The 16998-nt window shown below is 41.7% G+C and carries 14 protein-coding genes and 1 pseudogene; 1 reads left to right on the plus strand and 14 read right to left on the minus strand.

Annotation, left to right across the window (positions count from 1 at the left end; translation table 11 throughout):
* Nucleotides 1-861: 861 nt before the first annotated feature.
* The 14 genes and pseudogenes from AC4CVF_RS13150 to AC4CVF_RS13215 form a co-directional block, all read right to left on the minus strand.
* Nucleotides 862-1112: pseudogene (locus tag AC4CVF_RS13150) on the minus strand (transposase); the annotation flags it as partial.
* Between the two features lie 417 nt (nt 1113-1529).
* Complete coding sequence (locus tag AC4CVF_RS13155) at nt 1530-3953, minus strand: glucose/quinate/shikimate family membrane-bound PQQ-dependent dehydrogenase (RefSeq protein ID WP_490789583.1); 2424 nt, start codon at nt 3951-3953, stop codon at nt 1530-1532.
* Nucleotides 3954-3969: 16 nt separating this feature from the next.
* Nucleotides 3970-5295, minus strand: coding sequence for a carbohydrate porin (locus AC4CVF_RS13160; RefSeq protein ID WP_336953952.1), 1326 nt, complete (start codon nt 5293-5295; stop codon nt 3970-3972).
* A gap of 17 nt (nt 5296-5312) precedes the next feature.
* Nucleotides 5313-6773 (minus strand): right-handed parallel beta-helix repeat-containing protein, encoded by a 1461-nt coding sequence (locus tag AC4CVF_RS13165; RefSeq protein ID WP_419328174.1) that lies wholly within the window; start codon nt 6771-6773, stop codon nt 5313-5315.
* 20 nt (nt 6774-6793) lie between these two features.
* Nucleotides 6794-7633 carry a type I 3-dehydroquinate dehydratase gene (gene aroD / locus AC4CVF_RS13170; protein ID WP_419328175.1) on the minus strand — a complete coding sequence of 280 codons (840 nt, stop codon included), beginning with the start codon at nt 7631-7633 and terminating at the stop codon, nt 6794-6796.
* A gap of 282 nt (nt 7634-7915) precedes the next feature.
* Nucleotides 7916-8545 carry a protocatechuate 3,4-dioxygenase subunit alpha gene (gene pcaG / locus AC4CVF_RS13175; RefSeq protein ID WP_336953954.1) on the minus strand — a complete coding sequence of 210 codons (630 nt, stop codon included), beginning with the start codon at nt 8543-8545 and terminating at the stop codon, nt 7916-7918.
* Between the two features lie 12 nt (nt 8546-8557).
* Nucleotides 8558-9283: a protocatechuate 3,4-dioxygenase subunit beta gene (gene pcaH / locus AC4CVF_RS13180; protein WP_004722139.1), complete on the minus strand. Its 726-nt coding sequence runs from the start codon at nt 9281-9283 to the stop codon at nt 8558-8560.
* A 10-nt stretch (nt 9284-9293) separates the two neighbouring features.
* On the minus strand, nt 9294-9707 hold the full coding sequence (gene pcaC / locus AC4CVF_RS13185) for a 4-carboxymuconolactone decarboxylase (RefSeq protein WP_336953955.1): 414 nt from the start codon (nt 9705-9707) through the stop codon (nt 9294-9296).
* Nucleotides 9708-9750: 43 nt separating this feature from the next.
* The gene (gene pcaK / locus AC4CVF_RS13190; protein ID WP_336953956.1) at nt 9751-11103 is read right to left on the minus strand and encodes a 4-hydroxybenzoate transporter PcaK; all 1353 of its coding nucleotides are present in this window, start codon (nt 11101-11103) and stop codon (nt 9751-9753) included.
* Between the two features lie 42 nt (nt 11104-11145).
* Nucleotides 11146-11925 carry a 3-oxoadipate enol-lactonase gene (gene pcaD, locus AC4CVF_RS13195; protein WP_419360941.1) on the minus strand — a complete coding sequence of 260 codons (780 nt, stop codon included), beginning with the start codon at nt 11923-11925 and terminating at the stop codon, nt 11146-11148.
* Nucleotides 11926-11933: 8 nt separating this feature from the next.
* Nucleotides 11934-13292 (minus strand): 3-carboxy-cis,cis-muconate cycloisomerase, encoded by a 1359-nt coding sequence (gene pcaB / locus AC4CVF_RS13200; protein WP_419328176.1) that lies wholly within the window; start codon nt 13290-13292, stop codon nt 11934-11936.
* 8 nt (nt 13293-13300) lie between these two features.
* Nucleotides 13301-14509: a 3-oxoadipyl-CoA thiolase gene (gene pcaF / locus AC4CVF_RS13205; protein ID WP_490789584.1), complete on the minus strand. Its 1209-nt coding sequence runs from the start codon at nt 14507-14509 to the stop codon at nt 13301-13303.
* A gap of 13 nt (nt 14510-14522) precedes the next feature.
* Nucleotides 14523-15176, minus strand: coding sequence for a 3-oxoacid CoA-transferase subunit B (locus AC4CVF_RS13210; RefSeq protein WP_336954157.1), 654 nt, complete (start codon nt 15174-15176; stop codon nt 14523-14525).
* A gap of 2 nt (nt 15177-15178) precedes the next feature.
* A complete protein-coding gene (locus tag AC4CVF_RS13215) occupies nt 15179-15862 on the minus strand; it encodes a 3-oxoacid CoA-transferase subunit A (protein ID WP_224965054.1) in 684 nt (227 codons plus the stop codon).
* A 250-nt stretch (nt 15863-16112) separates the two neighbouring features.
* On the opposite strand from AC4CVF_RS13215, the gene pcaU reads away from it, so the two are divergent.
* Nucleotides 16113-16937, plus strand: coding sequence for an IclR family transcriptional regulator PcaU (pcaU, locus tag AC4CVF_RS13220; RefSeq protein WP_336952606.1), 825 nt, complete (start codon nt 16113-16115; stop codon nt 16935-16937).
* Nucleotides 16938-16998: the final 61 nt, after the last annotated feature.

Raw genomic sequence — 16998 nt, forward strand, 5'->3', positions numbered from 1 at the left:
CAACTTTTTAAAAAAATGATAAGACGGTTTTATTATGTCGTGCATATCACGCTTAAAATCGATAGCCACAAAAAATAATACCCCCTACAAAACCACTTTCAATTTATTTTAATCTTCACCTTACACTTATAAATAAAGAACAGTTTAAAATAAAAAAACATCCTAGCAAAAATAAATAAATATCACAATATCTATTATTTCAATTACTTATCACGCAAATAAAAATTAAGAATCATGATTATTTTATTTATTTACCTTAAATAATCCATAAAACAAAGCAATATAAATCAAATAATTTTTCACAATTAAAAATGCTATTTTTATTATATAAAAAGACAAACACAGATATTCTAAAATTTATCCTTAAACCAAATATAACAATATCACCCACCTCAATAACACTCAAAACATATGATTAAGCCAAATCACCCAAGATACATTTAAATTAAAAATCAAAATTTATTAATAAAATTCACTCATACTTTCCATTTATTTTAAGTTAAATATTGCTGAATTTTAATAAAAATCCTTCATTAAAATTAATTATCACAGATAAAAAAGACTAATTAAATCGCTATACATTATTATAATTTTCTCGAATTCCTTATAAATTTATGCTTCTAATGATTACTTATTTTAAAAATAAGCTTGGTATTCACTTATTTTTTATGAGCATTTAACGATCAAATGCTCTTTTTTAATGAAAAAAATCTCATTCATATTAAAAATAAGACTTAAATACAGAAATAAACGCTGTTTGAAATACTAGAAACTATTTTTTTCAAGAATAAAGTATAGAAGTTGCAGTTCTTTGGCTTTGTAATACAGAAATTTTTTCAATGTTGTTGAGCAATCTCATCAGCAAAGAAGAATGAGACTTTGAACAAAGCCGTGACCATACCTAAAGACAGACGGAATAAGGATTTCATCATTAAACAACATTAGATCGCTATATCTGAATAGGTTTGATTTCGACCTTGTTTGCCTTGCGGTTGTTCATACCACTGAGTATTGGGATCAAACCAAATGGCAATATTGCCACGATTAATGAGAGCTTGGTTGTATGAAGACCAATTAAGAGTACTGTAAATTTTAGGGCGAGGCTTATTCATTTGAAAATTATAGTGTGGAATCAGCCTTTAGAGATAGGATTGCGCAACAAAGCCTATTGAGTGATCAAAGTTTTCTTTATAGTGTATATTAAATTTTTTTTACAAGAAAATCAGAATTTATTTAAAAAATAAGCGTTATTCGAAATTCGTGAAAATCAAATATTGAAGTTGTATTCTCGGTTTAATTCACTCAGATATCGAGCTTTTTGATGATGTTGTGTAGATAACTCTATTTACTTTATCGACAGAGGAAATTGCTAAACTCGGTGTCTGTTGCTTCCAACGATGCTTAAGTCAAAAATTATTATTATTTCGATGAGTATACAAATGTATGTCTAAGCTCTTTAAATTTTAAACCCATAAAAAACTGCAACCGTTGAACGATTGCAGTTTTGTTTTTTAACGTTTTACTGCAGCTTATTTCAAACTATAAGCAATCACATAGTCACCATGATCAGGAGATTGCCGAGCACCGCCGGCAGTGATCATCACATATTGTGTGCCTGTTTTTGGTGAAACATAGCTAATAGGTGTTCCTTGGCTACCGACTGGTAAGCGTGATTTCCACAACTCTTGACCTGACGATGAATCCAGCGCGCGTAAGTAGTAATCTTGCGTTGCGGCAAAGAACACTAAGCCACCTTGTGTTGCCATTGGGCCCCCAATCGTTGGCATACCAATTGGTACCTTTAAGCCCATTTTTATGCCCATTGGTCCAGTATCTTCAACCGTTCCCATTGGAACTTGCCAAGCAATCTGGCGCGTTTTCATATCGATGGCGGTCATAGTACCGTATGGTGGTTTTTGACATGGAATATTTAACTTAGACCAAAAACGATCTTTATTGACTTTATACGGCGTACCTTTCATTGGTACAGCGCCCATGCCTGTATTGACTTTCTCGCCACCACTTGCCTGAATTGCTAAATCTTCAGGTGTCTGCTCAATCAACTGAATCCATAAACCTAAACGCATGTCGTTGACGAAAATGTATTGATGACTTGGATCAAAGGCGATACTGCCCCAGTTCATGCCACCTAAAGAGCCTGGGAAGCTTAAAGATTTGTCTTTACCTGGTGCTGTATATAAGCCTTCATAACGCATGGTTTTAAATCCAATACGGCACATTAGTTGGTCAAATGGTGTAGCCCCCCACATATCCGATTCAGTCAAAGTTTGATTACCAATTTGTGGCATTTCAACTGAACGTGGTTGCGTCGGGCTATATTGTTCACCGGGAATATCGGCAGCCTTCACTGACTGTTCGATCACTTTGGTTAAAGGTTTACCTGTTAAGCGATCCAATACAAAGAATTGTCCAGATTTGGTTCCAATCACCACGGCTGGTTGATTAGTCCCATTTTTCGCAGGGAAATCAACCAAACTTGGTTGCATTGGTAAATCAAAATCCCATAAGTCATTATGAACGGTTTGATAAACCCACTTTTCTTTACCTGTGGTTGCATCTAAAGCCAATACAGATGAATTGTATTTATGATCCAAAGGTTGACGATTGCCCCCCCAAACATCCACAGAAGAGCTCCCCATTGGTAAAAATACCGTGTTCATCTTAGGGTCATATGACATTGCAGCCCAAGAGTTTGCTGAACTGCGTTTATAGGTTTCACCTTCTTTTAACACATAGTTTGGATCAGGATTACGTGGATCAAATGCCCAGCGCAATTGACCTGTGATCACATCATAAGCACGAATCACCCCACCAGGCATATCTGCGGCAAGGTTATCTGCAATACGACTACCAACCACAATCACTGTGCCCGCAATAGTCGGAGCGGAGGTCACTTCAAAACGTGGCGCGGTGGTTCCTTCACCCAAACCTTTAAGTAAATCAACCGTTCCATCAACACCAAAATCTTTACAACGTTCACCTGTGTCTGCATTGACCGCAATTAAGCGTCCATCAGGTGTGTTGGTATAAACACGGCGTAAGCAAGCGGTATTGTTTGCCACAGCTTGGACAGGTGTTGCACCCGCCAAAGTCGGTTGACTTAAAGGTTGAGTTGAATCGAAGTAGGCAACCCCACGACATCGTTCCCATGCATCTGATTTCGAGTTGACCTCTGCTTTCCACAGTTGTTTACCCGAATCTGCATCTAAAGCAAAAATATTGTTATGTGGCGTACATAAGAAAATCTTATTATCCACCTGTAACGGGGTCATTTGATCTTCTGCCCCATTACCTGAGCCAGTGGTAAAATCACCAGTACGAAAACGCCACGCTTCTTTTAATTGATGAACATTGTCGCGGGTGATTTGGTCGAGTGCGGCAAAACGACTGCCCCCAGCATCCTGACCATAGTGTTGCCAATTGCTTTGTTTCATATCAGTTTTAACAGGAACCAATGGCAATTCTTGACCTGATGCCGCCACCGTTGGATGCGGTTGGAACATTTGATAAAGTCCAATCAACATACCAAGAACCGTAACTACTCCTAAGCCATACGCAGGTAAGCTTGCACTCGGTTGAAACTGGTAGCGACGAATTGCGGGTAGGCTAAACATCAATGCAGCAAAGAGACCTGCTGGAAACATTAGTCTCGAAAATAAAGGCCAAAACTCCCAACCCGCATCTAGCAATGACCAAATGATGGTTCCCACAAAAACTAAGCTAAATAGCCAGACTCCCAGTGTTTTTTTCTTAAAAATAAAAATGGCTGATGCAAGCGTCAACACACCAGAAATCACGAAATACCATGATCCTCCGAGTGTCACTAATTTTGCTCCGCCAACGGTAAAGAATAGCCCTGTCAGTAGCAAAGCCAAACCTAATATAAAACACCATATTTTTAATACGGTATGAGAGCTTGTAGACTTAGTCATAGGTCATACTCCTAGATTAGAAATTCACACGCATGCTCAAACCTGCAACCCATGCATCATCCACTTCTTTTACGCCCGCAGGCTGATGGATATATTGTAGGTTCGGTCGTAACATGACCGCAGGTGACCATTGGTAGGTGTAGTTCAATTCAACATTGAGTTCATCACGTTGAACGGGCACATAATCTGCCGCAAACATGTCGTATTGGTCATAGCCACGGCTACTATTGGTTTCAATTTGGCGATTTTTATAACGATCATTGACTATATAGTTTGCTACACCAAATCCGATTGAATCATTTGGACGACTGTCAAAAGGCCCTTTATACCAAAGTGCAAGTTGTTGCGTACTTTGTACTGCGGTGGTGGCTTTATCATTAACAACAGCGTTAAAGCTTAGGAACAAACCACGTTTTGGATCCTGCCCTTTTTGGCTGAGTTGTTGTTGTGCATTAATCCAAAAACTATGTTTGCTATCATGTACCTTTCCAGCGATCGCGATATCATTGGCTTCAGCGGTCGAGTAAAGTGCACCAACTTTATACTCGCCTGCTAAACCATCAAATGCTGCTAGTTTTGGTCTCCATGCCAGTTCTACTGGAATAATGGCACCTTTGACATTATTCATATCCAAGTTAAAACCATCATTTTTGCCAGTTTTAATATTGTCAGGATTCACCTCATAAACACCAACACCCAATGTCCACTCAGGTGCGAATTGGTATTTGACATTGGTTCCCCATAAGCCTACGGGTGAGTTGTACCAAATTGAGCCAATGGATTTGCCAAGTTGCCCACCACAAAGTAATAAGTTTTGGAACTCACATTGTGAACCATTAAAGTCATCTGACATGCCCATACGTCCAACCTTGAATTGAACGGTATTGTCAGCAAAACCTTTTTTTACCCATGCTTGGGTTAAACGCCAAATTTTGCCGCGTCCATAAATTTCTTGTGAATTGCCTAAAGCGCTAGAACGAGGGTCTTTGATACGCTCCAAAGTTAAAGCGTTACCGTCACGTTTGGTAATTAAAATATTGGCGGTGGTGTCTTTCCAGCCTGCAATTTTATTTAAATCAAAGTTTACGCCTAAAGCCAGTTGTGCTGCGTTTTCAAAGCTGTTGTCATCGTTATAGCCACCATCTAAATTGGTCGCAGCTTGACTCATGATCGAAGCGGTAAATTTATAACCATCTTTTTCCAGTTGTTGGCGTTGTCCATTCCAATCGCCCAATAACCATTGGCGATCTTGTGACCAGCCTTGCTCAGCAAAACTGCTCTGAGCCGTACAAACTGCAACTACCAAGCAACTGAGTTTAAGAGATAAAGAATTTGTACTCATATTAAGCATCCTTACTTTTATTTAAGTTTTAGCGCTGAGCTAAGTTCAGATGTTGCACCTAAACGATCTGTGATACTGGCGGTGATCGATGCAACTTTCACTGTCGGTTTCCAAGTAACGGTTGCTGTGCCTTGAGCATTGGTTGCAACAGTGCTTGAGCCTAAATAAAACTCGGCTTCATGTGCGCTTGCTTGTGAGTTTCCAAAAAATTCAACTTGGTAACGTTGGTTCGGTTGTCCTTTTACCTCTACCGCAATTTGACCTTTTGCTAAGGTCAATTTAGGTGCTTGAATATTTTGATTCGGTTGGGCATTACAGCCTTGTTCATTGGGTTGCTGGCAGGTCTTTTGTAAGTTTGCTGGGTCAATTTTCACGCCATGCCCCCGTGAACCGACAAAGTGCGCATGTTCTAATCCCGGAATATCAAAAATGATTGCACCTAAACGTTGATTGGGCACACAGCTCCCACCCGCTTCACAGCGTTTGATGTCTTTGCCATTATTCCAAATTTGGTTTTTGGTTAATGTGATACGCGCATTGGCATCTTTTTCTGAACGAATGGCAACCCCAACACGATTGCCATGGACTTTATTGCTGTCAAAAATATTGCCATCACCCGTGAGGTTAAAGCCGTTGGAATTATTGGTCAGTTCGTTATAGGCAATATAATTGCGTTTGCCCCAGTTGATCTGTAAGCCATCTGAATAGTTTTCAAACTTGTTGCCAATCACTGCATTGTCATTGCCCCATAGAATTTCAATGCCTTGTGATGGCTCTGGGTTTGCAGTGGTTGAAATAAAGTGGTTATTGGCAACCAAGTTAAATGCCGCACCACGAGTTAATTCAAGTCCATCACCATTGTCTTGGAAATAGTTATTTAACACTTTGTTGTTATTGGTTGTGGTCGCAGTCGGATTACCTTTACCATCATCCCCTGTCAACATCACCCCTGCACCGCCATAGTTGTGCATAATACGGTTATTTTGGATCAGGTTATTGCTTGCACGGTTCATCAATATCCCAATACAAAAACGACGAATCTCTAGTCCTTGAATGCTCACCCCGTTGATGTCACGTAACACAATACCCGGTAAAGTTGTGGTACGAACATTGGTTCCGAACTGCCCTTCGACAGCACCCGGACAAGCTTCTACGCCTGTACCTTTAATATAATTTGAGCCATCAATCGCAATAAACTCACCTGTTTTTGCCCATTGTGTACCCATGATTTTTACAGGTGCTTTAATTTCTGGCAGTGGACTGTTGACCTTAATCACATAGGGTGCTTGCCCAACTGCTTGAATCAAAATCTCACTAGCTTCACTCGGTTTGCTGTTGGCTTGTTCAATCGCCCAACGTAATGAGCCTTTTTCTGTATCATCTTGATAGCGATCTACTACATAGCTTTCTGCCATTGTTAAACTAGAAACCGCTAAGCCAAGTGCCAATGTGGTTAAACGTAACGAAATCATTTTCATGTCTAAAAAATCCTTTTAAATTATGGTGTAGGTTGAACTACTTTTAATAACTGTTTAAGTTGGGTCACATCAATTTGGCCAGGCGCAGAAGCTTCACCGATCATGCCAAAACTAAAGCTGCCCCCCATATTGGCGGTAGCAATGCGAGAAACCGTTCCGAGTTTACCCATCGACATCGTCAGCAATGGTTTTTTAGATTGTTGACTGACTTTTAAGGTTGCATTCATTAAGGTAAATACATCTTGTTTGCTTTGTGGCATTACTGCGATTTTAAGAATATCTGCACCAAGCTGATCTTGTTTAAGCAAACGTTGCACGATCTCAGCTTCTGGAGGTGTTTGTTTAAAATCATGATTGGACATCACAATCAATACTTTTTGTTGATGGGCCAATTGAACAGTGCTTTTTACCACTTGCTGATCTCGAAACATTTCAACATCCAGCATGTCCATAAAGGGCTGGCGTAAGTAGGCTTGATAGGTTTTGCCATAATCCGCATCACTTATGGTCAACTGCCCCCCTTCATTATGAGTACGAATGGTCGCAATCATGGGCTTAGAACCCAGAATCTGTTTAAGGTCATGACCCAATGCAATCACTTGTTTGGTGTCATTGGCAAAGTTGAGGAGATCTATGCGGAACTCAGCCAAATCGGCATCTGGATTATTGGCAATGATTTTTGCTTGTGCTAAGGCCTGCTCTTTGGTTTTTGCTGTAATCGGGACAATGGTTTTTACTGGGAGTTTTGCCAGTTCTGCAAGTTCAACTGGGCTTTGTGAAACAGGTTGCGCCTGTGTCATTTGAAAGGTAAATATGGAGCTAAGTGCAAGCGTCAATGCTGCAAGTTTTTGTAGTTTCATTTTTTCATCTTCCTTAATAGATTTGTTTTGGTTTTTTGGAGTCTTACCAAGTTTCCATTTAATGACAGGATAAACCTTCGGTTCGACCTCCTTTTCTTTCGGAAAAAGGAGAAGTGAAGCTTAGCAAGAAAACCATCTTGCGGAGCCTTACCCCTCACCGCAAAACCTGTTCAATCCTTTTAACTATCCTGTTTATCGCAGATAACAATATCTTGTTGATCCTACGAAGGTTACGGATAATGTTTCCAAGTATCTAATTTGATCCTAAATTTTTTAGGCGCGTTAAATATCAAAAAATACGGTTTCGTCTTCACCTTGAATGCGAATATCAAAGCGATACACGATTTCACCATCTTCTTCACTGCGTTTTGCAATCAGAGTTTGGCGGCGGACTGCCCACTCAATGCTGTTCAGTACCGCATCATTGGCATTGGCTTCAACTTCATCGTCAAAATAAATACGGGTATTCAAACCAATGTTTATCCCACGGGCAAATAACACGACTGCAATATGCGGTGCTTGAGTCGTACCTTTACGCCCTGCCACAGCACCCGGTTTAATGGTGTCAAAACTCCAAAAACCTGTTTCAAAATTTGCGCCTGTACGTCCCCAGCCCTGAAAATGCGCATCCGCTGTTTTGCCTTGGGTATCTGCCCGACTTGGATAAACCCCATTGGCATCGGCTTGCCAGATTTCCAATAAGACATCTCGTAATGGTAAACCCAGCCCATCAAACACTTGACCTTCAATACGGATACGTTGGCCTTGGGTATGTTCCTTCACCAACTGGTTATCGAAGCTATGTTCAAACACTTCAATATTGGCTTGTTGTGGCAATAAACCAATATGCACATAAGGACCACCTGTTTGTGATGGGGTTTCCTTAATTTCCTGAAAATTCCATGCATTCATTGTGTGAGTTCCTCAAGTCAAATCATTTTCAAAATAAGTCGCACGACGACCACGCAGATGAATATCAAAGCGGTAACAACGACTATCTGATTCAATGAAATTGTTTTTATCTTCTAATGCGATCAAGGCACGACGCTGATCTTCAGATGGAATGGTTTTTAAAATCGGACAAGTATCTATCAGGGTATCGCCCTCAAAATAGAACTGTGAAATTAAACGTTGTGCCCAACCATCTGCTATTAATGAAAAATGGATATGTGCGGGACGCCATTCATTGATTCGGTTACGCCACGGATATGGACCCGGTTTAATGGTACGAAAAATATAAAAACCATTTTCATCGGTTAAGGTACGACCACAGCCACCAAAGTTAGGATCCATTGCGCCAATAAATTTATCATTTGGATGGCGATAACGACCCGATGCGTTGGCTTGCCAAACTTCCAATAAGGCATTTTTCACAGGGCGACCAAACTGGTCACGCACATAACCATGCACAATAATTCGCTCACCGACAGGGAGCCCTTCTTTGGCATAGTTCAAAATCAAATCATTGTCTTTTGCACCAAAAATTTCAGGTGAAAAATGCGGTGAAGTTACTTCAGTTAATGTTTCATTAATCGAGATCAATGCATTTTTTGGCGAGCGTAATACACTGGTTTTATAGCCAGGTGTATATGCTGGCGGGTGATCTTCTGTATTTCGTTGCGGATACGCACCCAATGTATGACTTAACATGCCTATCTCCTTAATCCTGTTGTTGTGCAGCGACAGGTTGCACTTCTATTCCGAGTTCTTTAAAAACATCTTCAGCCATGTGCATTGCAGCATTTGCGGCTGGCAGTCCTGCATACAATGAGCTGTGTAAAATGAGTTCTTTGAGTTCGTCCTTGGTAACACCATTGTTAAAGCAAGCACGGAGATGCATTCTGAGTTCATCTTCTCGTCCCAATGCCAACAGAATAGCAATGGTGACTAAACTGCGGGTATGACGTGGTAAACCTTCACGTGACCACACCTCCCCCCAAGCAAAACGGCTAATAAAGTTTTGAAAATCTTGGTTAAAGTCATTCAAATTTTCTAAAGAACGACCGACATGTTTTTCACCCAATACTTCGGTGCGAACCTTTAGCCCTTGTTGGTAACGTTGTTCATCATTCATTGAAATTGTCCCCCTTTGTGATCTTATTTCTGATCTGAGAAAGTTAGGTTGCATCGGTATGCGCCACTAAGGATTTAACAAAAATTGCCACAGCCGCAGCGGTTGCAGGAATCATCAATAAGCTTAAGATCGCGGTAAAAGACCAATCATTGCCCAACAAAACAGCACCAATCCAAGCCCCAAACACTGCGCCAAAACGACCAATCCCTGTCATCCATGCCACACCAGTTGCACGACATTGAGTAGGGTAAAAACGGGCACTCAACGCTGGCATTGCAGACTGTGCCCCATTGATTGCCACACCCGCACATAACACCAGAATTGCCAATAAGGTTGGGTTACTGAGACTTTGACCTACGGCAACAGCAAATAAGCCTGCAATAAAATAGAATGCTGAGATAATGCGGTTAGGGTTAAAACGATCCATTGCCCAACCAATAAATAACGCACTCAATACACCACCAAACTGGAACAGACCGCCGATAAATGCTGCGCGTTCCATGGTTGCGCCCGTTTCACGCATCAAGGTTGGTAACCAACTGGTCAGTAGATAAATCACGACCAAGCCCATAAAGTAGGTTGACCATAACAATACGGTGCCTTTGGCAAATTTTTGAGAAAACAACATGCCAAATACATTTTTCTTTTGTGCTACAGCAGACTGTTCATCTGGGATATAAAAACTGTCAGCAAGCTGTACTTTTTCAGGAGCAATATGACTTAGGATTTTGCGAACTTTTACAGCATCTCGCCCCTTAACAATCAAGAAGCGATATGACTCAGGTAACAGCACAATCACCAATACCATTAGGATTAAAGGTGAAATACCGCCTAGCAAGAATAAGCTGTGCCAACCAAAGGTAGGAATTAGCCAACTACTGACAAAACCACCTGTTGCCATACCTAAGTTATAGCCACAAAACATACAGGTCACGAGCAGTGAACGAACACGGTTCGGACAGTATTCGGAAAACAATGTGGTGGCATTTGGCATTGCTGCGCCTAGACCAATACCCGTTAAAAAGCGCAGTACAACCAAACTGTCTAAGTTTGGGGCATAGGCGGATGCCAAGGTAAAGCCACCAAAGATCAACATTGAAATGGTTAATACAATCTTGCGTCCAAAACGATCCGCAGTAGGTCCTGAAACCAAAGCACCAATGATCATTCCACCCAGTGCTGCACTCATCACAGGTCCAAGTTGAGAGCGATCAATCCCCCAATCTTGTGCTAAAGCAGGGGCAATAAAACCCATTGCAGCAGTATCGATTCCATCAACAAATACAATGAGAAAACAAATAATTGCAATCATCCATTGATACTTGCTGATTGGTGCATCATTAATGAGTGCCTGAGCATCCATACTATTTTTTGGGGCAGCAAATTCCTGTGCCATAGTTGCCTCCTTGTAGGCGAATTCCTTTCTAACCCTAGACGGTTATATGTTCTGAATAAACTTGGACAATGCCTGATTGAACACTTGTGGTTGTTCAATATTGGACAAATGAGAAGCCGCCAAGATTTCAAGTTGACTGTTTGGAATGAATTGATGCATAAATTCTGCATCTTGAACCGTCGTTATAGGGTCATATTGACCTGCGATAATTAAAGTTGGGATTTGAATTTGATTGAGCTGATCTCGAACATCGGCATCTGCCAATGCTCGACACGCATTGGCATAGCCTTGTGCAGGTGTCACCGCTAAACTTTGAATGGTTTTTTGAGCAAGAACATCATGTGCATAATCAAAATGCTCACTAAACCAGCGGGTATGTGTAGTTTTGACAATTTCAGCCAATCCTTGTTGTTCAACGCTATCGGCACGGACTTTCCACGCCTCGGCTGTGCCGATTTTGGCTGCTGAGTTTGCAACAGTAATGCTATAAAAACGCTCAGGATATTCAATCGCCAGTGTGAGTGCTGTAATACCACCCATTGAAATTCCACAAAAATGGGTTTTTTCAATGTGCAAGCTATCTAAGATATCAATCACATCTTCAGCAAAGTTATGCAATGTTGCATTGGCAATCACATCACTTAATCCATGCCCACGGGTATCATAAGTAACGATTTGATAGTGTTGCGCCAAAGCATCTACTTGGACTTGCCACATACCATGATCAGTTCCCAATGAGTTAGAAAACACGATCACTGCTGCATCTTTTAAGCCTTGGACTTGAACGGCAAGTTGATGTCCTTGACGGTTCTTAATTTTCATACTGGTTTTCATGATTCAGACACTCCTTGTGCTGCTTGTAGTACTGCATCAATTTGTGCCTGAATATTGCCCAAGTAAGATGCTGGTTTAAAAATCTCATCTAGGGCTTGTGAACTTAGATGAACATTCACCTCAGTCATTTCTGACAACACTGTTTTTAAATGCTGCTGTTGCGCGAGGGCTTGCTGACAAGCTTGTTCGACCAAATGATGCGCATTTAATCGGCCAATTTTGGGTGCCAGTGCCATCATTGCTGCTTCTGCCATGATCAAACCCTGAGTACACTCAAGGTTACGCTGCATGGCTTGTGCATCGACTTGCATATGTTCAAGCACATCCGTAGTGCGTTCTAAAGCCCCTGCACATAACTGGAAAATTTCAGGAATCACTAACCATTCTGCATGCCAAGTGCCTAAAGCACGTTCATGTTCTTGCAACATGTTTTGGTAGGCACTTGCCATTAATGCAGGGACACGGTTGGCTGCTGCAAGTACGCAAGCGGCTGCAACTGGATTACGTTTATGTGGCATGGTGGATGAGCCACCACGACCTTTTGCAGTGGGTTCAAAAACTTCAGCAATTTCAGTTTGCATCAGCAAAGACCAGTCTTTTGCCATTTTGCCGACATTACCCACAATCAGGGCAAGTACACTGGCAATTTCAACGATGCGGTCACGTTCACCGTGCCATGTACACTCAGGTGAAGTTAAATTCAATGCCGCGGCATAGGCTTTAACTACGGCTGAACCTTGATCTTGTAACGATGCCAATGAACCCACAGCCCCACCGAGTTGAGCGGTAAGCACTCGGCTTTTCATCTCGTGTAGACGGTCTAGATCACGTTTAAATGCTGCAGCCCAACGTGCAAACTTATGCCCTAATGTGATCGGTAAGGCTTGCTGTAACCAAGTCCGTCCAATCATGACTTGGGCACGATATTGTTGTGCTTGGTCTAATGAAACTTGATAAGCTTGTTGTAATTGTTTTTCGATCAGCCCTAATGCATCACGGCATTGCAGAATCGTGGCTGTATCGATAATGTCTTGGCTGGTTGCGCCCCAATGCACATAACGTGCTGTGTCTTCATCGTATTGTTTTACAATCGCAGTAAATTGCTTTACGAAAGGAATCGCAATATTTCCCGCAAGTGCTGTAGCAGTTGCCAGTGCTTGAAAATCAATTTTTGCTAGGGCTTGTTGTCCAACTTGTTCAATGATGGTAGCAGCAGATAGTGGAATCACCTCCACTTGTGCTTGTGCTTTTGCCAAAGCCACTTCAGCTTGGATCATGTAACCTAATAAGGCATGATCGCTAAAGATTGCTGTGACATCAGGCTGATAAAATAAGCTGGCGTATAACTGGCTCATCGGATACCTCACTCAACACGTTGAATAATGAGTGCAATACCTTGTCCTACCCCAATACACATTGAACATAAGGCATATTGCCCCTTGATCTGTTCAAGCTGATTTAGGGCAGTGGTCACCAGTCTGGCACCTGATGCGCCCAAAGGATGACCTAAGGCAATCGCCCCACCATTAGGATTGACACGTGCATCATCATCTGCCAAACCTAAATCACGGGTGACAGCCAAAGCTTGGGCAGCAAAGGCTTCATTTAGCTCAATCACATCCATTTGCGCTAAACTAAGATCGGCTTGTTTAAGCAGTTTCTTGATTGCAGGCGCGGGTGCAAAGCCCATAATTCTTGGTTCAACCCCCACAGTGGTTGCTGCAATAATTTTCCCACGTGGTTTTAATTGGTATTTTTCTACAGCTTCATCTGAAGCAATCAATAAGGCCGCTGCACCATCATTAATTCCCGATGCATTACCCGCCGTGACCGTGCCATCAGCTTTTACCACACCTTTAAGTTTTGTCAGTGCGGCTAAAGTGGTTGATGCACGTGGATGTTCATCGGTATCCACAAGCACAGCATCACCTTTACGCTGGAGAATAGTGACGGGCACAATCTCATTTTTGAAAAAACCTTGAGCTTGTGCTGCCGCAGTACGTTGTTGGCTGTTTAGCGCAAACTGATCTTGATCCGCACGGTTAATATTGAATTGCTCTGCCACGTTTTCAGCGGTTTGTGGCATGCTGTCCACACCATACAATTCTTTGAGTTTTGGATTGATAAAGCGCCAGCCCATAGTGGTGTCTTCAATCTTTTGACTGCGTCCAAAAGCACTGTCCGACTTACCCATCACATAGGGCGCACGGCTCATACTTTCTACACCACCGGCAATGATTAAATCAGCTTCGTTGGCTTTGATGGCGCGAGCTGCCATGGCAATCGCATCCAGTGATGAACCACATAGACGGTTCACTGTAGTGACTGGCACTTGATAAGGTAAGCCTGCCAATAATGCTGACATACGCCCGACATTACGGTTGTCTTCACCGGCCTGATTGGCACAGCCATAAATCACATCATCGACTTGTTGCCAATCTACTGTTGGATTACGTTGTATCAATGCTTGAATTGGAATAGCACCGAGATCATCTGCACGTATTGGCGCAAGACCACCGGCATAACGACCAAATGGGGTACGGATGGCATCTATGATGTAAGCGTTTTTCATGTTGTCTATATCCTTAAGCCGGTATCGCGTCAATCAATGGAGCACCCGTCAAAGCCTGTAATTCTTCAAAGCTCAGACCTGCAACTTTTTCAAGCACTTTTAAACCCTCTGGGGTCACATCAATCACGCATAAGTCAGTATAGATACGATCAACACAATGCTTACCTGTCACAGGATAGCTCAGTTCTTCAACAATCTTAGGTTCACCTTGCTTGGTTACATGGTCTGTGGTGATAAAGACTTTCTTGGCCCCTACAGCCAAATCCATTGCACCACCCACCGCAGGAATCGCATCCGCCGCACCGGTATGCCAATTGGCAAGGTCGCCATTGGCCGCCACTTGGAATGCACCCAATACAGCAATATCCAAATGTCCACCACGCATCATGGCAAAAGAATCACCGTGATGGAAAAACGAGCCACCCGTTAGCATGGTGACATATTCTTTGCCTGCGTTAATCAGCTCAGGATCTTCTTCACCTTTGGCGGGTGGAGGACCAAAAGCCAATAAACCATTTTCAGAATGCAGGAATACATCTTTGTCTGTTGGCAAGTATTTTGAAATCTTGGTTGGTAAACCAATACCTAAATTGACATATGCACCATCGGGAATATCTTGGGCAACACGTTCAGCAATTTGGTCACGGCTTAGTTTTTGGTAGCTCATTGTTATTCTCCATTACCATTGGCTGCATCAACTGCAACCACATGCTGAACAAAAATTCCTGGGGTAATAATATGCTCAGGATCAAGTTGTCCTAGTTCAACCACCTCTGATACTTGTGCAATAGTGACGTCTGCTGCCATCGCCATGATTGGACCAAAGTTACGTGCTGATTTGTTATAAACCAAGTTGCCCCAACGGTCGCCTTGATGTGCTTTAATCAATGCAAAGTCTGCTTTAATCGGATATTCAAGTACGTAGTCTTTGCCATCGATATGTCGGGTTTCTTTGCCATCTGCCAATAAAGTACCAAAGCCTGTTGGGGTAAAGACTGCACCTAAACCCATCCCTGCGGCTTGAATACGACAGGCGAGATTACCTTGAGGAACCAGTTCCAGTTCGATCTTGCCCGCATGATAGAGTTCATCGAATACCCAAGAGTCAGACTGACGGGGGAAAGAACAGATGATTTTACGGACTGCACCTGATTTAAGTAGTTTCGCCAGACCGTAATCGCCATTACCTGCATTGTTATTGACAATCACCAGATCTTTAACGCCAAGTTCAATCAGCCCATCGATCAGCTCTGCGGGCTGTCCTGCTGTTCCAAAGCCACCAATCATAATGGTTGCACCATCTTTGATTTGGGATAGAACCTCAGTCAATGAGGTGGCATTTTTATCAATCATCTGACTACTTCCTGTACTTTGAATCACTCATTCATTTCATCCTAGAAACCGATGAAACTAAGCCGAGTGTTTTGTTCGGATTTCTAATCTTTATTCTTGATAAATTTTGTATTTACTTCTAGGCTTAAAGTTAGATTTTGTTCGATCATTATTTTTTATGTTCGATGATCGAACATTATCCCACTAAAACGGTCTGATTTGGATTGAGTAAAATTTTAATGTAATTGGCTTTAAATTAAGGATCTGCGTTATGGACGATGAACACAACAAAACTACCCGATTAATCCATCATTCTGAAAATAAAAAGATTATTCGCCATGAAGATTTTATTGCAGGGATTGCAAAAGGGTTGGCGATTTTGGAATGTTTTGGGCCTGAACGACATCGCTTGAATATCAGTACTGCGGCTGAAAAGACAGGAATGACCCGAGCAGCAGCGCGTCGCCAGTTACTGACCTTAGAGTACTTAGGCTATTTAGACTTTGATGGACATTACTATTATTTAACTCCCAAAATTTTAAAGTTCTCTGGTGCTTATTTAGATGGTTCACCTTTACCCAAAATTTGCCAACCTTTATTAAACTTATTGACCAATCAGACTTCGCTGATTTACTCGGTGATGGTATTAGATGGTTATGAGGCAATTACCATTGCACGTAGTGCCGCACATCAGCAAACAGACCGTGTTAATCCTTACGGCTTACATTTAGGCAATCGTCTTCCTGCACATGCAACTTCTGCGGGGAAAATTTTATTAGCGCATTTAAATGTGGAAGAACAAAAGCAATGGCTGACCCAGTATCCATTAAAACGTCTTACTAAATATACTTATACAGAAAGTGAGGCGTTTATCGAATTACTGCATGAGATTAAAGAACAAGATTGGTGTTATTCATGTGAAGAACATGAATTGGGAGTTCATGCTGTTGCGGTTCCAATTTATGACTCAAACGCGGTAGTTGTGGCCGCATTAAATATTGTCTCCCCCACTATGCGCACAACAAAAGATTATTTAATTACTCATATTTTACCGTTACTGCAAGAAACAGCACGTGATTTACGCCAAGTGATTTAATAGATATCTTGAACAAGTATATTTTTAGATCATTGCTAAATGAGCTAAACCTTATAAATCA

The organism is Acinetobacter sp. LipI_19 (genome assembly GCF_058242925.1).